Origin of the sequence: Psychrobacillus vulpis (assembly GCF_006861825.1) — a bacterium.
In the GTDB taxonomy this organism is placed as follows: domain Bacteria; phylum Bacillota; class Bacilli; order Bacillales_A; family Planococcaceae; genus Psychrobacillus; species Psychrobacillus vulpis.
Map to the genome: position 1 here is coordinate 1 of NZ_VDGI01000035.1, position 24,830 is coordinate 24,830.

General features: G+C 37.0%; 22 protein-coding genes and 2 pseudogenes. 10 read left to right on the forward strand and 14 right to left on the reverse strand.

What is annotated here, in order from left to right:
• Positions 1-400: 400 nt before the first annotated feature.
• On the reverse strand, positions 401-736 hold the full coding sequence (locus FG384_RS18765) for a hypothetical protein (protein ID WP_142644216.1): 336 nt from the start codon (positions 734-736) through the stop codon (positions 401-403).
• Positions 737-986: 250 nt separating this feature from the next.
• Here FG384_RS18765 and FG384_RS19925 point away from each other — a divergent pair, with 250 nt between their 5' ends.
• The 3 genes from FG384_RS19925 (at position 987) to FG384_RS18775 (ending at position 1,843) form a co-directional block, all read left to right on the forward strand.
• Complete coding sequence (locus FG384_RS19925) at positions 987-1,142, forward strand: hypothetical protein (protein ID WP_166462492.1); 156 nt, start codon at positions 987-989, stop codon at positions 1,140-1,142.
• A 255-nt stretch (positions 1,143-1,397) separates the two neighbouring features.
• The gene (locus FG384_RS18770; RefSeq protein ID WP_142644217.1) at positions 1,398-1,601 is read left to right on the forward strand and encodes a helix-turn-helix transcriptional regulator; all 204 of its coding nucleotides are present in this window, start codon (positions 1,398-1,400) and stop codon (positions 1,599-1,601) included.
• 35 nt (positions 1,602-1,636) lie between these two features.
• A complete protein-coding gene (locus FG384_RS18775; protein ID WP_142644218.1) occupies positions 1,637-1,843 on the forward strand; it encodes a hypothetical protein in 207 nt (68 codons plus the stop codon).
• Positions 1,844-2,324: 481 nt separating this feature from the next.
• On the opposite strand, the gene kdpC is transcribed toward FG384_RS18775, so the two are convergent.
• Genes kdpC through kdpA form a run of 3 tightly spaced genes read right to left on the reverse strand, consistent with a single transcriptional unit; the run spans position 2,325 to position 6,759 of the window.
• The gene (gene kdpC / locus FG384_RS18780; protein ID WP_142644219.1) at positions 2,325-2,969 is read right to left on the reverse strand and encodes a potassium-transporting ATPase subunit KdpC; all 645 of its coding nucleotides are present in this window, start codon (positions 2,967-2,969) and stop codon (positions 2,325-2,327) included.
• A 13-nt stretch (positions 2,970-2,982) separates the two neighbouring features.
• Positions 2,983-5,049, reverse strand: coding sequence for a potassium-transporting ATPase subunit KdpB (gene kdpB, locus FG384_RS18785; RefSeq protein ID WP_142644220.1), 2,067 nt, complete (start codon positions 5,047-5,049; stop codon positions 2,983-2,985).
• 15 nt (positions 5,050-5,064) lie between these two features.
• Positions 5,065-6,759, reverse strand: a complete 1,695-nt coding sequence (gene kdpA / locus FG384_RS18790) for a potassium-transporting ATPase subunit KdpA (RefSeq protein WP_142644221.1) — start codon at positions 6,757-6,759, stop codon at positions 5,065-5,067.
• 494 nt (positions 6,760-7,253) lie between these two features.
• On the opposite strand from kdpA, the gene FG384_RS18800 reads away from it, so the two are divergent.
• Positions 7,254-9,965, forward strand: a complete 2,712-nt coding sequence (locus FG384_RS18800) for a sensor histidine kinase (RefSeq protein WP_142644222.1) — start codon at positions 7,254-7,256, stop codon at positions 9,963-9,965.
• Complete coding sequence (locus tag FG384_RS18805) at positions 9,958-10,662, forward strand: response regulator (RefSeq protein ID WP_142644223.1); 705 nt, start codon at positions 9,958-9,960, stop codon at positions 10,660-10,662. The genes FG384_RS18800 and FG384_RS18805 overlap by 8 nt, the downstream gene beginning before the upstream one ends.
• A gap of 1,494 nt (positions 10,663-12,156) precedes the next feature.
• Here the strand turns inward: FG384_RS18805 and FG384_RS18810 are convergent.
• The 6 genes and pseudogenes from FG384_RS18810 to FG384_RS18835 form a co-directional block, all read right to left on the reverse strand.
• On the reverse strand, positions 12,157-12,786 hold the full coding sequence (locus FG384_RS18810; protein ID WP_142644224.1) for a LysE family transporter: 630 nt from the start codon (positions 12,784-12,786) through the stop codon (positions 12,157-12,159).
• A gap of 306 nt (positions 12,787-13,092) precedes the next feature.
• Positions 13,093-13,449 (reverse strand): annotated as a pseudogene (locus FG384_RS18815) (phosphohydrolase); the annotation flags it as partial.
• Between the two features lie 336 nt (positions 13,450-13,785).
• Positions 13,786-15,033, reverse strand: coding sequence for a DUF4153 domain-containing protein (locus tag FG384_RS18820; RefSeq protein ID WP_142644225.1), 1,248 nt, complete (start codon positions 15,031-15,033; stop codon positions 13,786-13,788).
• Between the two features lie 48 nt (positions 15,034-15,081).
• Entirely contained in the window at positions 15,082-15,297 is a 216-nt protein-coding gene (locus tag FG384_RS18825; protein ID WP_017153334.1) for a helix-turn-helix domain-containing protein, read from the reverse strand.
• 11 nt (positions 15,298-15,308) lie between these two features.
• Positions 15,309-15,791, reverse strand: a complete 483-nt coding sequence (locus FG384_RS18830; protein WP_142644226.1) for a DUF2975 domain-containing protein — start codon at positions 15,789-15,791, stop codon at positions 15,309-15,311.
• Positions 15,792-16,088: 297 nt separating this feature from the next.
• Positions 16,089-16,634 carry a GNAT family N-acetyltransferase gene (locus FG384_RS18835; protein ID WP_142644227.1) on the reverse strand — a complete coding sequence of 182 codons (546 nt, stop codon included), beginning with the start codon at positions 16,632-16,634 and terminating at the stop codon, positions 16,089-16,091.
• A 249-nt stretch (positions 16,635-16,883) separates the two neighbouring features.
• Here FG384_RS18835 and FG384_RS18840 point away from each other — a divergent pair.
• The 3 genes and pseudogenes from FG384_RS18840 to FG384_RS18850 form a co-directional block, all read left to right on the forward strand.
• A protein-coding gene (locus FG384_RS18840) for an IS3 family transposase (protein ID WP_142644228.1) occupies positions 16,884-18,208 on the forward strand; the annotation gives its coding sequence in 2 pieces (ribosomal slippage) (positions 16,884-17,280 and positions 17,280-18,208; 1,326 coding nt in all).
• A 515-nt stretch (positions 18,209-18,723) separates the two neighbouring features.
• Positions 18,724-19,251 carry a helix-turn-helix domain-containing protein gene (locus tag FG384_RS18845; RefSeq protein WP_240793495.1) on the forward strand — a complete coding sequence of 176 codons (528 nt, stop codon included), beginning with the start codon at positions 18,724-18,726 and terminating at the stop codon, positions 19,249-19,251.
• Positions 19,212-20,078: pseudogene (locus tag FG384_RS18850) on the forward strand (IS3 family transposase); the annotation flags it as partial. The gene FG384_RS18845 and the pseudogene FG384_RS18850, both read left to right, overlap by 40 nt.
• Before the next feature lie 77 nt (positions 20,079-20,155).
• On the opposite strand, the gene FG384_RS18855 reads toward FG384_RS18850, so the two are convergent.
• Positions 20,156-20,593, reverse strand: coding sequence for a hypothetical protein (locus FG384_RS18855; RefSeq protein ID WP_142644231.1), 438 nt, complete (start codon positions 20,591-20,593; stop codon positions 20,156-20,158).
• A gap of 508 nt (positions 20,594-21,101) precedes the next feature.
• Here FG384_RS18855 and FG384_RS18860 point away from each other — a divergent pair.
• Positions 21,102-21,731, forward strand: a complete 630-nt coding sequence (locus FG384_RS18860) for a hypothetical protein (RefSeq protein WP_142644232.1) — start codon at positions 21,102-21,104, stop codon at positions 21,729-21,731.
• A 34-nt stretch (positions 21,732-21,765) separates the two neighbouring features.
• Positions 21,766-22,761 carry an endonuclease/exonuclease/phosphatase family protein gene (locus FG384_RS18865; protein ID WP_166462493.1) on the forward strand — a complete coding sequence of 332 codons (996 nt, stop codon included), beginning with the start codon at positions 21,766-21,768 and terminating at the stop codon, positions 22,759-22,761.
• Between the two features lie 516 nt (positions 22,762-23,277).
• Here FG384_RS18865 and FG384_RS18870 read toward each other — a convergent pair.
• The 3 genes from FG384_RS18870 to FG384_RS18875 all read right to left on the reverse strand — a co-directional run bounded on the left by FG384_RS18870 (position 23,278) and on the right by FG384_RS18875 (position 24,586).
• Positions 23,278-23,457 carry a hypothetical protein gene (locus FG384_RS18870; RefSeq protein ID WP_142644234.1) on the reverse strand — a complete coding sequence of 60 codons (180 nt, stop codon included), beginning with the start codon at positions 23,455-23,457 and terminating at the stop codon, positions 23,278-23,280.
• A 198-nt stretch (positions 23,458-23,655) separates the two neighbouring features.
• Positions 23,656-23,781, reverse strand: a complete 126-nt coding sequence (locus FG384_RS20370; RefSeq protein WP_276612781.1) for a hypothetical protein — start codon at positions 23,779-23,781, stop codon at positions 23,656-23,658.
• A 52-nt stretch (positions 23,782-23,833) separates the two neighbouring features.
• Positions 23,834-24,586 (reverse strand): hypothetical protein, encoded by a 753-nt coding sequence (locus tag FG384_RS18875; RefSeq protein ID WP_240793494.1) that lies wholly within the window; start codon positions 24,584-24,586, stop codon positions 23,834-23,836.
• Between the last annotated feature and the right edge of the window lie 244 nt (positions 24,587-24,830).

The following is a 24,830-nucleotide window of genomic DNA, read 5'->3' on the forward strand; positions in this document are numbered from 1 at the left end:
TATGGAGTTCGACAATTGTTTGTTTAAATTCTTGATTATAACGTTTTTGTTTCATTCCGGACACGTCCTCTCTATTTATAGGATAGAGACTTAACTAACTTGTGTCCATACATCCATACTAGCATCATTATTTATTCGCGAACTTCGCTATAGTTAAGAAGTTCAATATTTTATTGCATAATAAATTACATAGAACCAACCAAAGATTCCGTGAAGAATTGCCCACAATATTGACTTGTTGACACTCCAGGAGATGACTGTAGCCAAAACAACTCCGAATCCAATGCCGCTTGACGTTACCGTTCTTTCTTTGCTCATTTATACCCACCCAATCCTTTCTGCCGTCTTATCAAACAATATATTCCACTTACGCAACACCTTATGCCGTGACATATAAAGTTTATCCGCAATATCTTCCCATTCGTAACATCCATCTGTATCCCAATAACATGTCCACAATTGTTTTTAAATCATGATTCAATTTAGAGTACATGGATTCTATAGTGTTTACAATGTGTTGCAAATTTTGATAACGTTTATCTCCAGCAAGTAAGACTGCTTTGTTTTCTGTAGGCATGGACACTTTGCCGCTCTGTCCTCCACCTGTATTCATTTCCAAATCGTTATGAGGATTCAATAACTCCCATTCACGATATTTCAATTGTCTTTTGTTGTCTTTATGATCAATCCAATAGTATTCAATCTTTTGAATATCTAAACGGGAAAGCTTATTCATCCCGTCACACCTACCTTTTTAATGAATCTGGTGTATGCAATTACTTAACAAGTTGTAGTTTAGTTTCCTCTTCTTGTCCCTCCACAACATCAAGAGCCATTTGATTATTTTTGTTGGTAAGTGAATATCCCGTTTCTTTAAATGGTAATAATTGCTGCTTGATATTTGTTTTGGAATACACTAATATGAAGTTTGTTTCACATGAAGGAAACTTCACTTCAGAAGAAAATGTTGGTTAGGAGAGGTATGTTTGAAGAATCTATTCATACAGCGATTGTTAGTATCAACCTTACTAATAGTATTGGGAAGCATTCAAATAATTCTTGACACATCTGTAGGATTAAATTTTGGTTATATCATATTTTTCTCAGGTGGAATTGTTTTGCTGTATTCAACAATTGCTTAGATTAAATCCCGAAAGAACAAATCACTAGAAAAAGAATTATCAAAGGAATATGACGAAAGAGATGTTTTAATTGATGGAAAAGTTGCCTACTTTTCCTTGCATGTTCTGATATATGAAATTATCATTATTATGTTTCTATCTAATTTCGTGGAGTTTCCTGTAAACACTGCTTTATTTATTGTTTTAATATCTTTGATAATTAGTGAAATTGGTTCTAGAAAATATTATAATAATGTCCTTTAAATAGGGGGATCTATGAAAAATAATGTAAAAGAATTACGACTAGAACATGGAATAACACAACAGGAGTTAGCTGATAAAGTTAGTGTTTCTTCAAGAACAATCATCTCATTAGAAAAACAAAAATATAATCCATCTGTATTACTTGCATATAAAATAGCGTCAGTTTTTAATTTATCAATTGAAGAAACTTTTATTTTTGATGAGGATGACAAATAATACATTTCAATAAGATGGACTAAGGAGGAATTTAAATGCTTATAATATTATTTATTTTTGGTGTAGTTTTAATAGTTTGGGGTCTTTATCGTATGAAAACAGACGATGGCTTATTTGGCAAAAATCAAAAAAGTAAAAATATTTTCAACTTATTGTTAACGGGACAAGCTTCCGGTTTAGGACAATTTTTGAGCGGAATTTTATGTATTATAATAGCGATTATAGTACTTATTATGAAGTAGTTATAATAAAGATCTTATTTAATTTTCCTCAGGAATGTGATTCTTACTTTGGCTTGTGAAAAATATCCATGCCGACAACAAGTGTAATTTCAGTAACTTGATTAATTTTTTGATTCATTTAGAATTCATATAGGAGTCCTCGTTGTTTGACAATGGGTCAATGACAGTTGACACTCAGCATCATACTAGAGGACTTTTTTTCTTTCAAAACCCTGAACATCCTCCAAACAGAAACGCTACCCCTTTAGTTGAAGAAGAAAAAAGGGTTGCCTAAGCAACCCAATGATCTTAAACTAAAGCCCCTCTTTAGTTGAATAAGGATGAATTATTTAGGTTCTTCTTACTTCCTTAATCATTACTATTCATATACTTCACTTAATAGTAAAACTAACGCACAAAAGTTTACTTCATCGAATAGTAAAACCTAAAATGCATACCACTTACAGTTATACAAGTTTATAAGTTTTGCATTATCTAGACTTTACAATTCAGCTTCCTTAATTTTTGTATATATATCCAAGTTTGCTGCTAAGACGTTGACTTTGTCTTCGCCCATTACACCTAACACACGGTAGTCTGTGTTTACTTTTACAATTTCTTTCACTTCCTCTATAGTAAGCCCGCTTGCTTGTGCAACACGTTCTATTTGTATAAATGCTGCATCTACACTTATATGTGGATCTAGACCGGATCCTGAAGCGGTCATCAAGTCAGCCGGAATTTCTTCCCGATTCACTTTCGGATTTTGTTTTAGAAATGCCTCTATATCTTCTTCTATTCGTTTTTTTAGTTCAGGGTTGGACGGAGCATAATTGAAAGTTCCAGAACTTACACCACTATAAGCTGTTTCCCCCTTATTATCTGGTACAGTATCCTCTTTTGTATAGACATTGTAATTTACTGAAGATACTCGACCCCAAAAATATTCAGGTGAAGTAAATGCTTGCCCCAAAAGTTCGGAGCCAACAGTTTTATCATCTACTTCGATCAAGCTACCGTTAGCCTGGTGGTTAAATAATGCCTGAGCAATCCCAGTGACTGCAAATGGATAGAATAAACCACATAAAACGAACATTGTTAACGAGATCAACAGCGCTTGCTTGGAGTTTTCCAAAAAACCTTTCATATAACATTTCCTCCTATAGGCCAATTATGTGTAGAATTGGTCCAATAATTAAATCAATTAGCTTAATCCCAATAAAAGGAGCGATAATACCGCCTAATCCATAAATTAACAAGTTCTTGCTTAATAATTTGGCTGCACTCATCGGCTTATATTTTACACCCTTCATAGCAATAGGAATTAGCATCGGTATAATGATTGCATTAAAAATCAATGCAGAGATGATAGCGCTTGTTGGTGTATTCAGCATCATTATGTTTAAAGATTTCATTTCAGGGACTGCTCCCATCAACATTGCTGGGATAATGGCAAAGTATTTAGCCACGTCGTTCGCAATACTAAATGTTGTAAGAGCACCACGAGTCATCAGCAATTGTTTTCCGATCTCCACAACTTCGATTATTTTCGTAGGGTTTGAATCCAAATCTACCATATTAGCTGCTTCTTTAGCTGCATTTGTCCCAGAATTCATCGCCAGACCAACATTTGCTTGAGCAAGTGCTGGTGCATCATTTGTACCATCTCCAGTCATAGCCACAATCTTACCTAGTGCCTGCTCATCTTTGATGACTTTTATCTTATCTTCTGGTTTGCTTTCTGCTATAAAACCATCCACTCCAGCTTCTTTTGCGATGGAAGCGGCGGTCAGCGGGTTATCCCCGGTACACATTATAGTTTTAATGCCCATTGCTCGTAGTTGTTCAAAACGTTCTTTCAATCCGGATTTTACAATATCTTTTAGATAAATGACTCCTAAAATCTTATTGTTTTTCGCCACAACTAGAGGTGTTCCACCTAATGATGATACTTCGCGGACTATTTGCTCTAAGTCTTTTGGAATAACATGACCTGCAGCAAGACTCGCTTTTTTTATCGTATCGTAAGCACCTTTTCTAATTTTTGTACCGTCTTGCATATCAATTCCACTCATTCGTGTCTGCGCAGTGAATGAAATGTGTTCGCTCGTGTCTTTAATCATTTTCTCATCAGCAGTGTCCACGTTTAATTTGCATGCAAGTGATAAAATCGATTTTCCTTCAGGTGTGTCGTCTGTTAGTGAGCTAAGCCATCCAGTTCGTATCAGCTCTTTTTGATCTACACCTTTCACCGGTGAGAATTCAGTTGCCATGCGATTCCCATAAGTAATAGTTCCTGTTTTATCTAATATTAATGTATCCACGTCACCACATGCCTCAACAGCTCTTCCTGACATAGCAATCACATTAAACTGTGTCACCCGGTCCATCCCTGCAATACCGATTGCCGATAACAAACCACCGATTGTAGTTGGGATTAAACAGACAGTCAACGCAATTAGTGTTGCTACTGGAATATGCACATTTAAGTAGGTAGTCATAGGATAAAGAGTAACAACAACTAGTAAAAAGATAATAGTTAAACTAACTAATAGTGTGTTAAGTGCAATCTCATTTGGTGTTTTTTTACGACTTGCTCCTTCGATAAGGGAAATCATTTTGTCTAAGAACGATTCACCAGGCAATGAAGTAATCTCGATTTTTAGCCAGTCACTTGTCACAATGGTACCACCTGTAACAGATGAAAAGTCACCACCACGTTCTTTCACGACAGGAGCAGATTCACCAGTGATGGCCGATTCATCCACTGTAGCAATTCCTTCTATTACTTCACCGTCATTTGGAACGACTTCACCAGCCTGAACTAAGACAATATCTCCTTTTATCAGCTCATGGGCCTGCTTAACCACCTCGGAGCCATCGGGAAGCAAAACACACGCCTGCGTCACCGTTTTAGTTTTCTTTAACGTCTGTACTTGTGCTTTTCCTCGACCTTCTGCAATAGATTCTGCAAAGTTAGCAAATAGTATTGTAATAAAGAGAACAAAAGCAACAATGGCATTATAGAGTCGATCATGCCCCCCTACCCCATTATCCAGCAGAGTTGGAAAAATAGTTAACATTAGAACAAATATAAACCCAATCTCTACTACGAACATAACAGGATTTTTTATCATATATACCGGATTAAATTTCTTAAAAGCCCCTAGAATAGAATTCTTCATAATATCGCGTGTGATAAAACTTTTTTTTGATGTAGTTTCCATTATTGTCTCTCCTCGTCAAGAACGTATTTGTAAATGTTCTGTAATTGGACCGAGTGCCAGTGCCGGTAGAAATGTTAAAGCTCCAATCATCAGTACAATTGCAACGAGCAGAAATGTAAACATTGCATTGTCTGTCTTCAATGTTCCCACCGATTCGCTATGCCACATTTTTTTAGCAAGCAGAGATGCAATGGCTAATTGAATAATAATTGTTAGATAGCGACCAAAGAACATCGCGAGACCTGTTGTCACGTTCCAAAATGTTGAGTTATCGGATAACCCCTCAAACCCAGAGCCATTGTTTGCAGAGGAAGAAGCAAATTCATACAAAACCTGCGATAATCCATGTGCACCTGGATTTGTGATTCCTGCAATTCCAGCTGATGTTGCTACAGCAAGTCCTGAAAACAGCAGAATGATTGCTGGGTGGATTAATATACAAAGTGCTATTAACTTCATTTCTTTTTCCTCAATTTTCTTTCCTAAAAACTGAGGAGTTCGACCAATCATTAGACAGGCAATGAAAATGGTGAGTAGTACATACATCATCATGTTCATCAATCCGACTCCCTTGCCTCCAAATACAACGTTTAACATCATGTTAAACATAGGCACAAGTCCACCGATCGGTGTTAAGGTATCATGCATGTTATTGACAGAGCCTGTTGTAAAAGCAGTTGTCACAACAGTGAATAACGCAGATTGTGCGACTCCAAAGCGCATTTCTTTTCCTTCCATACTGCCAAGTTCCTGCGTGATGCCAAGATCACTAATGATAGGGTTTCCTGAACGCTCAGCTACATAACAAGTAACCAATCCAATCAGAAACAGGATACTCATTGCTCCCAAAATGGCTAATCCTTGTTTTCCAACTATGGTTTTCTTACTTCGATAAGCCACCATTAAACCAAATGCGACTACACAAGCACCAGGTAATAACATCATAGATAGCATTTCCACAATATTTGAAATAACAGTCGGGTTTTCAAACGGTGTCGTTGAATTCGCCCCATTGAACCCCCCTCCATTTGTTCCAATATGCTTAATGGATTCAAGTGAAGCTATCGGTCCAAGAGCAATATCTTGCATCTTCCCCTCTATTGTCTGAACGGTTTCATTTGCACTTAAAGTTTGCGGTGAACCCTGAGATACTAAGATGATTGCAACGACGATAGAAAAAGGTATTAATATACGTGTAATCACCCGAACAAAGTCAACATAGAAATTTCCAAGTGTATCGGTCTTTGCCACTAGGCGACGGCAGAAAGCCATGCATGCCGCATAACCAGTTGCAGCAGACGTAAACATCATGAATGTGATGACTAGCATCTGAGATAAATAACTTAACCCTGATTCCCCACTATAATGCTGCAGGTTTGTATTTGTCATAAAAGAAATTATCGTATTGAAAGAAAGTGTCGCTTCCATATTATTAATGTCGTTTGGGTTTAAAAACAAAGCAGATTGAATGCGTAATAATAAGTATCCGATGAATACCATAAAAGCATTCGAAAGAATCAACACTAATACATATTGTTTACCAGTCATATCGACTTGCTTGATGCCGCTAAGTTTGAAGATGAGATGATCGACGCGGTTCAACACCGGATCGAGCAAGGTCTTTTGCTGCATCGTCACGTGATATAGATAATGACCCGCTAAGATGACTAGCGGTATATAAATAACTAATACAATGGCAATTTGCCACATACTCCCTACCTCCTAAAGGTATTATCAATTACGCCCCGGCGTAATTGCGTCCAAATTTTGAATTGCGCTTGCGCAATTAACTCCTTTCAAAATTTGTGACATCCGCCGGAGGCTTAACTTGAATCAGCAGTTATTATTTGCTGAATCAAGTTAATAGTTTTCTGGATAAAGTAATGCATGCCCTAGATAGCCAAATAGCATTACGATGATAACTCCTATTACTAACCACATAACCATTCCTCCCTAATGTTTTACTTGCTTGTAGCACCAAATTGTTAAAGCATAAAGACTAGCAAAACTTATGATTAGTAAAGCAATCATATAAACGTCCATCAATTGAATCACCCTTTCTTTACTTGGATGTCTACATCGTAATGTAATTCAAATTAACGTAGTGTTAGGAAAAAGCAATTTATATTAAGAAGGCATTAAGGTTAAATCTTTATACTTTCTTAATGGAAGTTGGAGCTATAATATAAGTGAGGTGAAAGGTGATGGATGACGTACGGCCAAGTCCGGAGGAAATATTAGCAAAGATTAAGCAAGAAGAAAAAGAAGCAAAAGTAGGCAAACTTAAAATATTTCTTGGATACGCCGCTGGAGTAGGTAAAACATACGCAATGCTTGATACTGCTCAGCAAGCCAAAAAACTCGGTATGGACGTTGTGGTAGGTTATGTAGAACCCCATCCCCGTCCAGAAACAGCCGCCCTATTAGAAGGACTTGAACTAATACCAACTAGAAAAATAAACTATAAAGGAAAGACTTTTGAGGAACTGGACATAGATGCGGTGCTTAAACGTAGGCCACAGCTTGTTCTTATAGATGAGCTTGCTCATACAAATGTTGCTACTATGCGTCATTTAAAACGTTATGGTGACGTGGAAGAATTACTGGCGAAAGGTATCCATGTGTACACGACTGTTAATATCCAACATATTGAGAGTCTTCACGATGTGGTAGAAGAAATTACTGGGGTGAAGGTACGAGAGCGTATTCCTGATTATTTAATTGATGAAGCAGCTCAAATAAAGCTTGTGGACATCGAACCAGATGATTTAATTCAACGATTAAAAGAAGGTAAGATTTATCATTTAGAACAAGCAGAAAAAGCGTTGGACTTTTTTTTCCGAAAACAAAATCTAGTGGCTCTTCGTGAAATTGCACTTCGTCGGACTGCAGACACAATTTATCATCATAAGACCTACGAGAGTAATCCTTTGGTTCAAAGTGTACATGTGGAGGAGCATCTATTGGTAGGTATCAGTAGTTCACCAACCAATGCTAAAGTTATTCGGACAGCAGCTAGACTTGCACAAGCTATACATGGTAAATTTACAGCGCTTTATGTACAAAAAGTGGAAAGTAACGGTAGTAACGAAGCGAATTCCGAGCGATTGCAGCAACACATCAAACTGACGGAGCAGCTCGGTGGTCATGTCGTGATTGTACAGGAAGACGATGTAGCATCTGCACTTGCAAATTATGCTCAAATAAGCGGTGTAACAAAGCTTGTTATAGGAAGATCTGCTATGAAAAAGAAATGGTGGCGTTCTAACTCCAAAATAAGTGACCGGCTCAATGACTTTGCTCCGAACCTAGCAATACATATTGTGCCTGATCAAGAAAACGAAAAGATGAGCTTCCCAAATGTAAAAAGTCAGTTAAAATTTGAGTGGATGGACTTGCTGAAGATGTCAGTCGTATTCAGTTTGACATCACTCATTGGACTGTTTTTCTTTGCTATAGGAGTTAGTGAATCAAACATAATCACCATCTATATATTAGGTGTGTTAGTACTTGCGTCATGGACATCCGGATGGATGATGAGCGTCATTAATTCGCTAGTGGCTGTCCTCCTTTTCAACTATTTCTTTACCGAACCACGCTTTTCATTCGAAGCATATCATCGAGACTATCTAATGACTTTTTTCATCATGTTCCTTTCCGGTTTTATCACTAGTAGTCTAACGAGAAAAGTAAAGAAACAAGCTGTTGCCGCAGTTCAAAAATCTTATAGAATGGAAGTATTACTCGAAACAAATCGTAAATTACAGCACGCAAAATCTTTAGAAGAGATTATTACAGAGGGCATGTCTCAAATTGTAAAACTAGTAGAAAAACCAGTTGAATTTTTTGAAATAGAGAATAAATTGATTGTAAAATCTACTTTTTTCCGAACAGATAGTATGACTAATATAGAAAATAAAGAAATAGCAACACTATTCGACAATGTAAGCGAGCGTGGTATAGTAACCTGGGTAGCCAATAATAAGCACGTAGCAGGCGTATCAACTGATATCTTTCCTGAAGCGAATGCATATTATATACCTTTTGTATCCGGTGACAATGTGAAAGGTGTGATTGGAATCGCTCTATCCAAAGAATCACCATTGCCAGCGTTTGAGCGTCATATACTACACGCCATCTTGAATGACTTTTCATTTGCACTTGATAAATGGTATTTACAGAAATTAAATGAAGAAGTTGCTCGAGAGGCGGAGCTTGAACAAATGAGAACAAACCTTTTAAGAGCAGTATCACATGATTTAAGGACACCACTTACAACCATCTCAGGAAATGCTGAAATATTATTGGCGAATGGAATAAAGATTAATAATACAGAGAGAAATCAACTATACCAGGATATTTATAACAACTCGAAATGGCTCGTACAAATGGTGGAAAACTTGCTTGCCGTATCAAGATTAGATGATGGGCAACTAGCGATTGAGATGCAACCAGAACTTGTGGAAGATATTATACAGGAAGCACTTTTACACGTCGTTCGCATGAACAATACGCACAAAATCACATACAATGTCGAGCCTGAATTATTACTGGCATTGATGGATGCACGCCTTATTATTCAGGTGATTATTAACATTATCGATAATGCGGTGAACTATACTCCTGCAGGTAGCGAGGTGATCATAACTGCTAAGGAAATAGGTAAATCAGTACACTTTAGCATCATGGATAATGGACCTGGTATTGAAGATTCGTTAAAAGCTAGACTGTTTGAACCTTTTACAACGGGGAAAGTTCAGCGAAGTGACAGCGGACGTGGTCTCGGACTGGGATTAGCATTGTGCCAAACAATCTTAAAATTACATGGAAGCGAGCTTACTGTTGCAGATAATGAACCTATAGGTACCATTTTTAATTTTAAGCTTGAAAAAGGAGTTGTGAATATCGATGAATAAACGCATCCTCGTTGTAGAAGATGATGTAGCTATCGGTCACTTGATCAAGATGACATTAAATAGCCAGCACTATGAATACGACATTGTAAAAGATGGCCAAAGCGCACTGCAAAAAGTGCTTACAATGACACCGGCTGTAATTATTCTTGATCTCGGACTACCTGATATGGACGGCGTCGATCTTATTCATAAAATCCGTAGTTGGGCTCAAATCCCCATTATCGTCTTAAGTGCACGAGGCGAAGAATATGATAAGATCAATGCGCTCGATGCTGGTGCAGATGACTACATGACGAAACCATTTAGCATAGAAGAATTGCTTGCACGCATTCGAGTAGCATTTAGAAGAAATACTAACGAACCCAATTTGAATCAAGAACAGCCGGTGTTTGTAAACGGTGATTTACAAATTGATTACTTAGCCAACACAGTATTTGTAAGTGGAAAAGAAGTACATTTAACTCCTATTGAATATAAGTTGCTAGTCGTTCTATCAAAGCATGTTGGTAAGGTACTAACTCATAACTTTCTATTAAAAGAGGTTTGGCAAACTGTACTTCAGTCGGATGTCCCTAGTCTGCGTGTATTTATGGCTACACTCCGTAAGAAAATTGAAGAGAATCCAGCCAACCCAAAATATATCCAGACGCACATTCGAGTTGGATACCGAATGCTACGTTATGGCGGTGATGAATAACTATTATCAATGCTATGTGAAATTAAGGAGGTAGCGGGTATAAACCTCCTCTAATTTTATAAATCTACTTACCATGTTTTGTTTCTTTTTCCAGAAGTTTAGAAATAACGACTGATTAAAAGTACCTACTCAATCCTAAATAGTGAAAATAAAAAGAATCCATTCTGAAAAAAAGACTGAACAGAATGGATTCTATTTTAAGTTTTAAGTATACATATTTCATATAAAGGGATTACTTACAGTGTACATTTTCAACTAGTCGAGTAGAAGAGAACCTCTCTACCTTGCGGTAGATTGTGTTACTCCCCCCTCACAGAACCGTGCTTGCGCTATTTACGCACACGGCTCCTCCAAGTCACCATTCACAAAATGTAGCCNTCTACGCTTAAAGGCTAATGTTACCATTAGCCCTCCAAGACTCGCTACGAGTGAATGGCTAGTTCTTTCTCGACGGGAATCCCACCCGCTATATGATACGACCTAGGCTCGGCCGCACACCTGCCTCTTTAGTTGAATAAGAAAAAAGAGTGTCTAAACAGCTCAATGATCTTCAAGTAGTCGAGTAGAAGAGAACCTCTCTACCTTGCGGTAGATTGTGTTACTCCCCCCTCACAGAACCGTGCTTGCGCTATTTACGTACACGGCTCCTCCAAGTCACCATTCACAAAATGTAGCCTAATCTCTTTCTTTTGGATTTTTTACTAATTCTGCTATCCTTACTAGTTTAGTTTACATTTATTATCTCTACCTCAGTGTGTAGTAAATNGAACCTCTCTACCTTGCGGTAGATTGTGTTCCTCCCCCCTCACAGAACCGTGCTTGCGCTATTTACGCACACGGCTCTTCCAAGTCACCATTCACAAAATGTAGCCTAATCTCTTTCGTTTGGATTTTACTAATTCTGCTATCCTTACTAGTTTAGTTTACATTTATTATCTCTACCTCAGTGTGTAGTAAATGTGCCCCTAGTAAGGGTGATAACTTGGTAGCAGCCTTTCCTCCATCGGCATTACCCAACTTCATTGGTACTACGCTGCTATCCGACTCCCTACAACGGCATTTGGTTTCCTTGCTTATTATCGCTTGTACACCATACTCTTCTATAGAAGAAAAGACCGGTAGGGCCTCCCGAGTTGCCGTATCATATCGATGTGTGACGTGCCAAGGTCTCTGACTCCAGAGAGGTTTTATCCTTCTTGCCTTTAACGACGGATAAAATGTTGCTTTCTGCTGTGCTTAAGGCATCAGCCCTCTCGATTTACTAACATTATGGAGCTCAATCCCTTCAACCATTTGGCTTTCGGCCCGCCACCTAACTGTCTACGCTTAAAGGCTAATGTTACCAGTAGCCCTCCAAGACTCGCTACGAGTGAATGGCTAGTTCTTTCTCGGCGGGAATCCCACCCGCTATATGATACGACCTAAGCTCGGCCGCACAAGCACTCGTTAGTGAAAAAGTGATTCTCATTGAAACAATCACTTTTTCAAAGAATATTATATATATAACTTCACACTTTGAATAAACTCATAAACAAAATATCCTGCAAAACCAATTAATAAAATCCCCGATACTATTGTTAACCATTTAATCATATTTCGATTTAGTGCTTTTCTTGTAATGGATATAATGGTGAGTAATCCAATATCATGTAGCAATATTCCACTTAAAATCCCTAATGCAACAATGAAAAAATGACTTTCATCGCTTGCATAATTTTTTGCAAGTACTACTCCAAATACATTTACCCAAAAAACAAGATTACCTGGAGATACAGCCACAAGAAGACCATTCTTATAAGAGCTAATAAAAGACTTTGTTACTCTTTCTCCTGATAAAGTGATATCTTTATCAGCATTTTTTAATGAATCGTAACCTAAATACAATAAAAACACAGCTCCGATAAGCCACATTGGAATTTGAATAATAGGTAACGCCAAGATAGAAGCAAGTCCTGTTGATAGCAAAATGATTAGCACAAAATCAATTGTCATACCGCCTAACCCTACTGCCCATCCATGTAAAAATCCATTTTTCAATCCTTGTTTAGTCATTTCGACAGTAATTGCCCCTACAGGCATTGCGATGGTCAAACCTACCATTACATATGCAAAATACAAACTCACATAACCACTTCTCTCATAAGTAAAGATAGATAGCCTCTTACGTCCGTTTATGTGAATTATTATACAGAAAAAAGTGTGGTTTATTCAACCTCTTCTTCTACTAAACTGCTGCGTTAGTTTAATAAGAAAAAAGAGCCGTCTAAGCAACTCAACGATCTTCAAGTATAGCACCCGTTAGTTGAGTAAGAAAAGAGACGTTTATTCCACAATCGCGCCCGATAATGGAATAATACATCTGAAATTAAAGGAATAAATAATAGCCCTGTAAGATGAATACAGGGCATTGGCCAATCTTTTTTGAAACAATTATTCCGACCATGGGGAATGTAAAATACAATGACAGAAGTTCTTATTTTTGTATTCCGGCTGAAAATGTTGAATAACATCTTCTTTCATGTTGCCAAAGGTAGTTTCTGGCTTATGCTTAAAGCCCTCATAAAACGCTGGAATAATTTCCTTTTTGAAATTGTTACTTGGGAACGCTTTGATAATTTCTTCCCGTAAGTCTTCAGGAAATTGTTTAAAGCCATCTCCCATCACGTCTAAACCTACGCCATGAAAGAGGAGCGCTACTTCTGACTGTTTGTGTTCAGCAACACCGGGTGTCGTATGTAGTGCAATCGCATCCCATACGAGTTGAATGGATTCTTGTGGAATTTGATACTACCAACGATCTTTAACTAAAGCCATCTTTAGTGTAATTACATCTTTTCACATTTAATCTAAATCAAACTCAAACTTAAACTTAATACCTGCAAGTTTAGCTTATCAAATACGTTTCATGAAGTCCTTTTTCGTTGGGCACATGAAACTGGACATTTTTAAAGAATCCAGTTGTAACAATATATTATGTCTTGTAGTTTGAATACCCTCTTTTTAACTTTAGTAATGAAAATAAGCCAAAACTATGCAACTCTGTATAAAAAGCTGCATAATATCGGCTCTAAGGATTTTATACGTTATAGAAGATTAGCTTTTCGTTACATAAACAGAGCCTTTCTAATTAAAAATTATAGGAAAAGTAAATGTAACGAAAGCTGCCCAAAGTCCGTAGACCGGCAAATACTTAGTAACGGCATCTTGGATAGTTGAAGGTCCGGATTTGTTTTGTAGAAAACGCATATAGGAGAGCATAATCCAAATTAGATTTGCCCAGATAAGTATGTTTACTCCTAAAACAGCAAGTCTATTAGGCGTAATCCCATAAGAAGAAAGTCTGAACACGATGGCTGACAAAGCCACACTGTCAATGATAAGCGCAAGAACAATTAAGGCAAAATTTATATAATCTGAAATGTTCTTTTTCTCGTCTGAGTCGCTCTCGATAATGGAAAATATGGTAACGGCCAATACTCCAAGGAGTATTCCGTTGAAGGCTATCAGGAAATTGCGGTCCAAGAATGGATTTTTTCCGACCCATATAACCGTTATAAGATAGACCAACAATGTGACCAGGACAAGAGGACTAAAAATTTTAGCTATATATGGTGTAATATTCTTAGCAAGTTTAAGATTCATTGATACCAGGTATGCAGCCACAATAGCGAGAGCGGCAGCACCAAATAAAACGACATTACTAAAATAGAAGTCTTCTATATCTAAGCCAACAAAACTAAATAACTGCATGGTTAATGCTGCTAGTACCATTCCGCTAACTGCCATGCTGGCGTAGAGAATACAATATTCCAAATTAAATTTAATATAGGCTAATCTTGTACTGCCTTTTGAATATTCATTTCCTGTAAATGCAAGCCCTACCAATACCCATAAGAATATAGGAAGGTGTAAATAAACAAGAATAATACTGTCTTTATAATTTAATGGCAGCATATTAAGATAAAACCCGGAAAATAGAAACAACGCTGCAAGGGAATAAATAACACTTTTTTTCGGAGTATTATTGTAAACAAAATAGGCAGCAATAAAGGGAATTATACCAAAAGCCAGGTTAATTGGAGCAATTGCTTCCTGTTCGACAAAATGGAAAATGATCCTGGTGCTTATCCCGGCCAGAATGGCTAAAATGCCCATGAATAAGAAACCTTTTTGAAGCAAGGAAGATTTTTCTGTATTTGCCGTCTCCTTGAAATGCAATCTTTCATACCAAACACCAAGAACCTGAGAATCAGGATTTTGTTCCCATGCGTGTGAGAATGACTTTTTAAAAGCTTTCGGGTCTTTTCTATACATTCTCTCCAGCTCATGAGGGTTAGCAATATTTTCAATAATCAAATTGTTAATGTCCATAGTTATACCTCCCCTAATAATTGTTATATTAAGTTTCCTCCACAATGTTTAACTGTCTTCGTCACTTTTGTATTCTAAAATATCTCCAGGCTGACATTCTAAAGCCTTACAAATTGCCTCTAAAGTGGATAATCGAATCGCTTTTGCCTTTCCATTTTTCAATATAGAAAGGTTCGCCATTGTTATTCCAACCTTCTCCGAAAGTTCTGTTACGCTCATTTTCCTTTTTGCTAACATCACATCAATATTGATTATAATCGCCATTGTTATTCACCTCAGACCGTTAAATCATTTTCTGATTTGATATTAATTGCTTCTTGTAAAAGTTTTTGGAGAACAGCCGCAAAGACTGCGATAACCATCGAAGCAAAAGGAACAACCAATCCGACAAAGATAACTCCTGGTGCGTCGTCTACTTCCGCAAAGATATAGAAGAGCGGCCAAACTAGCACATGCAAAATACTGATTGTGATGGCACAGTATTTTATTTTCTTTAAAGCTTTTACAGATAAATCGGAGAAAGCTTTATTTTTGTCAATATAGCGCAAGAGTTTGAAAGCCTGATACAAAGCAAAGTAAAAAGGTATCGCCGATGCATCAAAAGCTATGAAAACGAGATATTTTAAAAAAGCAAACTCTGGAAGCAATTCTGCTGTAAAATTCGCCATCTCAGGCACCAAAAAGATGCACAGAGCAAGAACTGGGACTCCTAGAAGAATAACAGCTATTTTTAAAAACAACGTTGTTACTTTTTCCATAAAAAGCACCTCACTTATTTATTCTAATTTGATTTTAATATATGTTTTATCGTTTTACAATAAATTTTTATTAATTTGAATAACATTTTTATTGTAGGTTTTTGTTTTAAGCAATAATAAAAAGCAATCCTCATTCAAAGAAATGCTCTATAACTTTAAACAATTAAATTTATAACTTGTACAGCTAACCTGCTCCGTTAGTTTAAGTGAAACATTACTCAATCTTCGATAAAAAAGAGAGTTGGCAAGCAACTCCTTAGATAAGTACCAAAATCTCGTTTACATAATATGATGAGCTTACACATCCAAGCTGTTGATGATAGCCAATATTTGATGATCTGTCCATTTGCCATTAATCTTTAGATTTTCTTTAGCTATACCTTCTTTTTTAAACCCTACTTTTTCTAATACACGAATAGATGCTATGTTGTCAGGCATAGCTCCTGCTTCAATTCTGTGTAATTTTAATTCTGTAAAAGCAAAGTCTACAACAAGTTGAAGAGCTTCTGTTGTATAGCCCTTTCCATTAAACTCCTTATCTAAAGTAAATCCCGTATAACAGCTTTGGAGGTCTCCCCTAGCAATTTGAGTTAATGAAATGTCTCCGATAAGTTTATCAGTTGTATTTAAAAAGATTCCAAAGGCATATAATTGCCCTTCATCTGTCTTTTTTAATGCCTGTTGAAGGCGTATTTTTTGATATTCCTCTGTATAAAAGGCTTCTGGGAGTAATGGGCTAACTCGTTGAAAAAAATCGCGATTTCTAGTAAGCAATCCAGCTAACTCGCTGGCATCAGAAATTTTGTAAAGTCGAAGATAAACTTGTTGTCCTACTAGCTTCATAAAACCCCTCCAATATCTTTTTACTACCATTTTATTCTAATTAGACAAAAGTATGATGTATATTACTGTTTTAATGTAAATCCTAATTGCACTAACCTGCCCTGTTAGTTCAAGAAAAAAGTGCCATCCCCAGACTTTGAACTGAACCACGAATAGTAGACACTTTAAAAAAAGTGCCCTATTCAGGGTTTTTTCTTTGGAAAAAGCCCGTTATACTAAAACATAATTAATCTGAACGGGAGTTTTTTTATGAGTAAAATCTATTTTAATGAACATCAACGTCAACTGTTAGAAGCCAACCCCAATGTTGCTTCGGTATCTGATCGAGCGATTCAATATACACCTGAATTTAAAATAAACGCAGTGAAAGAGAATTTAGCTGGTAAAGGACCTACTCAAATCTTTATAGAAAATGGATTTGACCTTGAAATGATTGGCCCTAAAAAAGCTAAATCATCTTTAAACCGTTGGAGAAACACTTTTAATCAATATGGAGAAAATGGTTTTTTAGAAGAACGTCGAGGAAAAGGAAGCACAGGAAGGCCATCAACGAATAATCTATCCGCTGATAAGAAGCTAGAAAAAGCAGAGGCTCGTATTCGTTATCTAGAAGCTGAAATTGAATTGCTAAAAAAGCTGGAGGAACTCGAAAGGAAGGCGAAGAAACGCAAGTTGAGCCACATGAAATATACGAAGTAATCAATGAAGTAATTCGCAAATATCAACTAACCAATAGTGTCTCTGAATTATGTGCTGTCGCACATGTTAGTCGAAGTGGTTATTATGCATGGCTACAGAATACTGAAAAACATGCAATTCGAGAGAACAATGATTATGAAGATTATCTCTTTTTAAGATGCATCTACGATGCATTCAATGGGAAAATAGGCTATCGTGGGCTTTATATGAAAGTATGTGAGTTACTTGGAAATCCAATGAATCCAAAGAAAATTCGCCGTCTAATGCGCAAATATAATTTCTTTGCGAAAGTTCGTCGTGCAAACCCATATAAAAATATTGCAAAAGCTACTCAAGAACATAAGACATTACCAAACTTATTAAATCGAGAGTTTACACAAGATGAACCTGGAAAAGTATTCTTAACAGATATTACCTATCTAAAGTATCGCGGAAAAACTGCTTACTTATCTTGTGTGAAAGACGTCGCTTCCCGCGAAATCGTCGCCTACGAATTATCACAGACTCTGAAAATGTCAATTGTTTTTCATACGCTTAGAAAGTTAGATGAAAAATTAGATGGCAATGTTCATCCAGAAGCCATGATACACTCTGATCAGGGCTTCCATTACACACATCCGGAATTTCAAAAAAGTGTGAAACAAATGAATTTGAAACAATCAATGTCTCGTAGAGGCAACTGTATCGATAATGCGCCAATGGAATCATTCTTTGGTCATATGAAAGATGAAATGGACTATAAACAAGTACAAACATTTGAAGATCTAAAACAATTGGTTAATCAATATATGATTTTCTATAATGAATCAAGAAGACAATGGAATTTAAAAAAGATGACTCCGGCAGAATACCGAAGTCATCTAATCGCTGCTTAAAAAGCAAGGTTCCTTTTATTAAACTGTCCGAAATTTAGGGCGCAGTTCACTTGAAGTAAAGCACCCCTTTTATTCAACAATTTACATATATTAACTTATTCAGCACTCGCAAAATTACCTTTTTCTTCAACTAAACTGCCCCGTTAGCTTAATAAAAATTTCCGCAAGAAAGGCGGTTAACCCTTCCTGGATCGACGCAGCAATTAGCTTAATATCCTATTCCAAAACCTGGGTCTGAAATTATAAATGCTATGTACAATAGCACAAGTGTAATAATTGTTAGTAATACTAATTTGTATTTTTCCATTTAAGAACCTCCTTTTAAATTTCCTATTTAAGATTACTGCCACGGTAGTTTAAGTGTAACATTTCGCAGATGGATTTCTGAGATCTTCTTGATGTTTTAGAAATAAAAATAGACCATCGGAAAGGGTGCTGCACCCCAAAAGTTAGAGTAAAAAATCTAACTTTTGGGGTGTTTTTCTATGGCAAAATATAGTGATGGATTCAAATTAATGGTTGTTCAAGAGTATTTGAAGGGGAATTTAGGGTACCTATTATTGGCGCAAAAGTTTGGTATTCCATCTCCAACGCCTATTAAACACTGGGTTAGGGCTTATAAAGCTTTTGGAGAAGAAGGCTTGCAACGGAAAAAAAGGCATGAAGAATATCCTGTTCAATTCAAATTGGATATATTAAACTTTAAGAAACAAACAGGTGCTTCTTACCAAGATACAGCGATTCAATTTCATATGAATCATCCAGCTTTAATAGCTGATTGGAATTATAAATTTTTGAAAGAAGGAATAGAAGGCCTGATGACAAAGAGGGGACGGCCAACTACTATGCCTAAAAAATCAAAAGCTACTCAAGAAGAAAAAATGATGTCTCGTGAGGAAAAGTTAGAACGTGAAAATGAACTGCTTCGTCTGGAGATTGCGTATTTAAAAAAGTTGAAGGCTTTTCGAGAGAACCCGGACGTCTTCCTCGAAAAGCACAAGCAGCGATCTCCTTTGAACTCAAAGAAGAAGGATTCCGATTAAAGGATGTTTTAAAACGAGTAGCTATTCCAGAAGCAACGTATCATTATCACATTAAGCAAATGAAGCAGGAAGATTCAGACCAAGCATGGAAAACGTTGATTTTGGAGACATTTGAAAAGCATGAAGGTCGATATGGCTATCGTCGAATTCATGCGGATTTAAAAGCGCAAGGACACAAAATCAATCATAAAAAAGTACAGCGAATCATGAAGGAATTAAATTTAAAGTGTGTAAAATTCATACGTAAATCTCGCTATAAATCATATAAAGGGACGGTAGGAAAAATAGCGAAGAATCGTTTAAACCGCCGTTTCAATACACCGCACGCCTTACAAAAACTTGTGACAGACGTAACAGAATTCAAGTGCACAAATCATGAAAAACTATATTTAAGCCCAATTATGGATTTATACAACAGTGAAATAATTGGTTTCAGTATGTCGAAACGACCTACACTGGAATTCGTCATGGACTCATTAAAACAAGCACTACCAAATATTCATAAGCGTGCACAATATCGTACAACCATTCATTCGGATCAAGGCTGGCATTATCAACATCATTCATGGGTGAAAACATTAAAGCAAAACAAGATTTTCCAAAGCATGTCTCGTAAAGCAACCTGTGCAGACAATGCGGCAATGGAGAACTTCTTTGGCTTACTCAAACAAGAAATGTATTATGGGGAAGAATTAGTTCCCTATGAAGCATTAAAGGAGAAAATAGAGAAGTATATCGATTACTATAATAACGATCGAATCAAACAAAAATTGGCCGGCATGAGTCCGGTAAAATACCGAACTCACGCCAGCCATTTAGCTGCATGAATAAAACTCTAACTTTAAGGGGTCACTACCAATATGGTCTTGTTTTACTAAAGCACCCGTTAGTTGTAGATGAAACACTATTTTTCATTTATTAATTTTCCGCCTTTTGACTGATAAAGTTTCAATGCCTTTCCTTGTTCAGTTCGTGGATAATATTCCACTTCACAGTAGTAGTTAACTTCTTCTACTCCCTGATAATTCTTAGGAAACATAATGCTATGCTTTCCAAAGTTAGCCTCCGTATGGCCTCCTCTTGTAATATCGAATATAACGATTTCACAATCCCCTTTATATTGTTTCGTCTTATCAGCTAAAATGTTAGGCAGATCTAACAAAGAATAAACAAACAGGAACCCTGATAGGAGAAATAAAAATGCGACACCAAGAATGTCCTTGATCGGTATCTTATACGAATCTCCGTTTTTCTTTTTCAATTTATAAAAATGCCAAAAATAAGCCGACATCCCCACAAGCATTACAAACGACAAGATTAGTAAATAAAAATACTGTGCCAATTTTCTTCAATTCCTTTTTTAGAGTTTCTTCTTATACGTTTTCCGAATCAATGATGTTTCAATTCATTTGTTGCTAAATTAACCCATCAAAAGGAATGAAACCTTATTGAACTAAACTACTTCGTTAGTTCAGTATCTTTAACAAAGAATGCTCCAATCCAGCTTTAAAAAACCATTAGCTTAATAAACTTCAAAACATATCGATTTCTCTTCTCCATTATTCATATGCCTTTACGAGTAATGGTTGAGGTATCGTCAGAAATATGCGCATTTACAACGTTAAGGAAATTCTAATATTAAAGCGCCCGATTGTTGATTAAACTTTTTTTGTAAGGTAAAAGAAAATATTTATTTGATATCCCATATAAGCAGTTAGATAAACCTATCAAGTAGACTGTATATTATCTGATATATTAACAATGGTATATAATACTAAAACGTTATTTGGAATAATTTTATGATTAATGGGCAGAAATATACTGCAATATATCTAAGGGAGGCAACGGTAATGCCAACAGACATCAAATTAGATGAAGGCGACGGAAACCATGTTGTCATCGAGGGATCCGTTCTGCGGACTACGGCATCTGACCTCATCCTAGATGCTCCTGCTCGGCGCAGAACGGGAGGATTTCGCCGAGCACTGGTCCATGATGGATATGACGGGTTAACCATCAATTTTAATGGCGATTATCCCGGTGGGGTGACAGTAGGTAGCAATATTACAGTTGCTAGAGACTTGACGGTTGCCGGAGAAATCCGCTGGAAGTCAGCAAGGAATGGAGAAGAGAGGAAACTGACGGAGTTGATCGATCGAATCGAGTATGACATAAGACACCTTAACCTATATTCAGGCCATGATGCAATAGATGAAATACGGAATGCTTTGACCAGCTTGGCAAATCTCTTCGACGCTGCGGCCGTACCGCCCTGGAGCACGCGAGAAGAGGTCGAAAATGGGGACGATATGGGGGTATTGTATTCGTCTGCCGAAGACCTTGGGTTTGATATCGTATATCACGATATTGATGGCTATCCTCCAGAGCTTTACGACAGAGTGTGCAAAATTGAACCACCGCCGGGCACCTTTCTGCGTAAAGGTAGCACCGTGTACATTTGGTTTTGCGAAGAGGGATAGGGATTAAGGAGTGGGAACAGAAAGGATGTGTAAAATGTCAAACACTATGCTCTCCTTGAGACGGTTGGCCGAACATATTGGCCACATGCCGCAGGATTTCCTGAGTTTGAGAAAACTGCTAGGTCACCCTTCTGGGCCTCTCAAGCTTTCAGTTCGTTTCGCACCATTTTCCATCATGACGTACAACATGGCCCTTCTTGTTGAACCCTTTTACAAGGGCACCGATCGTGAAGGAGCGATTGCAGAAATAGTGGCTAGAATTAAAGCTCTGGCACCGGATGTAGTGGGTCTTTGCGAGGTGTTTGATGATAGCGAGCGCACAAAAATTCGTAATGAGCTAAGAGATCTGTACCCTTACTTCCAAGAGGGGCCAGATGAGCCTGATTGGGATGAAGATGGCGGATTACTCCTATTAAGCAAGCATTCTATACTAGCTGCTGACTATACAGTATTTCAAGATTCTGATGGTTTTGACTACTTCGCCAACAAGGGCATGATTTTCATTCGAATACAACCCGTTTCCTGGCCAGACACGCTCAACATATTCTTTTCCCATACGCAGGACATTTCGACCAATGATGGCGTCAATACGCTTTACTCTCAGCTCAATGCGATGAACAACTTTATAGCGTGGCCGTGGCGTGGGCAGCAGCATATCATCATGGGGGACCTAAATATTCCCGGAGAGAACCCTCAGCACTACGCTCAGCTGCTTAGCCGGTTGGGTGCACCGCGCGACTGCTGGACATTGGCTGGTAATCAGGCCGCTAGCGGACATACGTTTGTCATAGACAACAACTTCTATGAAGATTCCGAAGACCGTCCATCGAACAATCAGCGACTAGACTATGTGTTAATGAAGGCAGGCACACACCTTGTCCCCATGCATATAATGACGGCAGGCACATACCTTGTCCCCATGCTTGAAGATATCAAGGTACTCAAATTCCAGCGCAACGGCAGATTCATATCGGACCACTTTGGAGTGCATGCCTCATTCGACAAGATAGCTCTTATTAACTACAACTGATAAACGTGTTGAATGACCTAAAAGGTAGCTTAAAGCTACCCTTTTTTTATTGGCCACCAAAATTCAATATCAAATTTCCCTGTCAATTAATCCTTTAAAGGTTGTAAACCCTCATATTGTACCCACTTTGTCATTTCAGAAGAAGGATTTTATTTTGTACTCAATTACCCTAATTCCCACTTTTCGCCTTTTCATTCTTTGACTCTCCTTTCATTATTTTATTTCTATGGATAATTCTTTTTCCCTTCTTACACTATCCTGCCCTGTTAGTTCTATAAGAAAAAGCTACCCTTACAGGCAGCCACTTGTTCAACTAAAGCACCTGTTAGTTTAAGAAGAAAAGTGAAGCTTAATCAACAAAAGAGTGCAATTGTTGAATAAGCTTCACTTTTCTTCTGTTAAATGTCTTGAAATAATAACCATTTTTTTATTCTTTAAATTGGCTGCTAAAAAGCCTATATTATTTTTGATAGTATAAAGAAAAAACACTATTAGTTAATGATTCTCAACCTCTTTTTATTCATTACAAGCATTAGATGGTTCGTCACCAAGTACTTTGGCAATTGTGTTCGAAATTCCCTGTGCCCCTAAACACATTTTATATTCTTCTTCATCAGATAATTCAATTTTAAGGTATATAGCTATTATAATTACGACTGTTACTACTGCTAATAATATTTTCTTCATTTTCTTCACATAGATATCTCCTTTATATAAGAAATTATTTCCATAAAAAGCATAACAAAGATTTATTAAGCCGTAAATACAGTGATAGTCTTATAAAATATAAGACTTTAGCCGTAGCTCCCACGAAATTATTAGATATGTTCCATCTTCTAATTCCACACTATACTATTTTTTAGTAACCTGTCTTGTTAGTTTAAGTGTAACATTTCACAATTGATTGCCGAAATCTACTTGATGTTTTGGACGTAATAATAGACCATCGAAATGATGGTCTTGTTTAACTACAGCACCCGTTAGTTTAATAAGAGAAATTAGTTTTGTAGCAAGTCTCATATTGGGATTTCATTAACTAAATTTTATTGCTAAGTTAGCTGTAAATGACTAATTATCGAGTTGAGCCTGAAAATTCAATCTGTTTACTATTTAACTTCTTTACCCATTCACTATCATTCCAAATATTAGGGTTGTCAATCGTTAGATTTTCTCCACGCACCAAGAAATCATAACTATCTTTTGCACCAGTATACCAATCAACAATGACTAACTTGCCGTTTACATTACGTACAAGAAATTCAGTTACTTCACCATAACTACCTACAGTCTTTTTAATATCCGCAGGTAATTTTAAATAGAGAAAACCTCCATCCACATCATCAGTATACTCCACTTCCCAAGCGCTAATCTCAATATTTTGCACCTTTTCATTAAATTTTCCATACACGTCATATTTGGATTGAATTTTCTTTTGCGTATACTGTTTAAGGTTTTCGTTGTCGATAAATGTATCCAATTCAATATCCGAGCCATTCCAGACCGCCTTATAATAGTCAGTCAGCGCTCTCACACACATTTCATAAGCCGTTTCAGAATCCTGAATAGATAGTTCCCCTTCATTATTAGCTACATATTTGGGGGAATCCTGTAATACATTCTCTTCCGTGCTGAGCGTAATTTCTGTGTTTATAGCACTATCAGTGCTGCTATCTCCCGACACTCCAGGCGTATTTTGAGTTGTACTTTCATCAATAGCACCGGTAGTATTATAAACTTTTTTATCATTATCACTACATCCAACTAATATTAATACCAGCATAAATGTAAAAATAGAAAATTCGATATTTTTATTGATATTGTTCACCCCTTTATTATATTAGTCACCATTTCATAAAAAAAGTTACAAAATATAATATTGTTATTCAACTAACCTGCCCCGTTAGTTCAATAAGAAAAGAGAGTTGCCTAACCCATGATCTTCAACTAGTCGAGTAGAAGAGAACCTCTCTACCTTGCGGTAGATTGTGTTACTCCCCCCTCACAGAACCGTGCTTGCGCTATTTACGCACACGGCTCCTCCAAGTCACCATTCACAAAATGTAGCCTAA

Coding starts and splice junctions, on each gene's coding strand:
- FG384_RS18800 (WP_142644222.1), top strand. CDS start 7,254: ATGGATGACGTACGGCCAAGTCCGGAGGAAATATTAGCAAAGATTAAG.
- FG384_RS18835 (WP_142644227.1), bottom strand. CDS start 16,634: ATGAAGCTAGTAGGACAACAAGTTTATCTTCGACTTTACAAAATTTCT.
- FG384_RS18830 (WP_142644226.1), bottom strand. CDS start 15,791: ATGGAAAAAGTAACAACGTTGTTTTTAAAAATAGCTGTTATTCTTCTA.
- FG384_RS18775 (WP_142644218.1), top strand. CDS start 1,637: ATGCTTATAATATTATTTATTTTTGGTGTAGTTTTAATAGTTTGGGGT.
- FG384_RS18770 (WP_142644217.1), top strand. CDS start 1,398: ATGAAAAATAATGTAAAAGAATTACGACTAGAACATGGAATAACACAA.
- FG384_RS18825 (WP_017153334.1), bottom strand. CDS start 15,297: ATGGCGATTATAATCAATATTGATGTGATGTTAGCAAAAAGGAAAATG.
- kdpB (WP_142644220.1), bottom strand. CDS start 5,049: ATGGAAACTACATCAAAAAAAAGTTTTATCACACGCGATATTATGAAG.
- FG384_RS18765 (WP_142644216.1), bottom strand. CDS start 736: ATGAATAAGCTTTCCCGTTTAGATATTCAAAAGATTGAATACTATTGG.
- FG384_RS20370 (WP_276612781.1), bottom strand. CDS start 23,781: ATGAGACTTGCTACAAAACTAATTTCTCTTATTAAACTAACGGGTGCT.
- FG384_RS18820 (WP_142644225.1), bottom strand. CDS start 15,033: ATGGACATTAACAATTTGATTATTGAAAATATTGCTAACCCTCATGAG.
- FG384_RS18845 (WP_240793495.1), top strand. CDS start 18,724: ATGGTTGTTCAAGAGTATTTGAAGGGGAATTTAGGGTACCTATTATTG.
- FG384_RS18865 (WP_166462493.1), top strand. CDS start 21,766: ATGTCAAACACTATGCTCTCCTTGAGACGGTTGGCCGAACATATTGGC.
- kdpA (WP_142644221.1), bottom strand. CDS start 6,759: ATGTGGCAAATTGCCATTGTATTAGTTATTTATATACCGCTAGTCATC.
- FG384_RS18805 (WP_142644223.1), top strand. CDS start 9,958: ATGAATAAACGCATCCTCGTTGTAGAAGATGATGTAGCTATCGGTCAC.
- kdpC (WP_142644219.1), bottom strand. CDS start 2,969: ATGAAAGGTTTTTTGGAAAACTCCAAGCAAGCGCTGTTGATCTCGTTA.
- FG384_RS18860 (WP_142644232.1), top strand. CDS start 21,102: ATGCCAACAGACATCAAATTAGATGAAGGCGACGGAAACCATGTTGTC.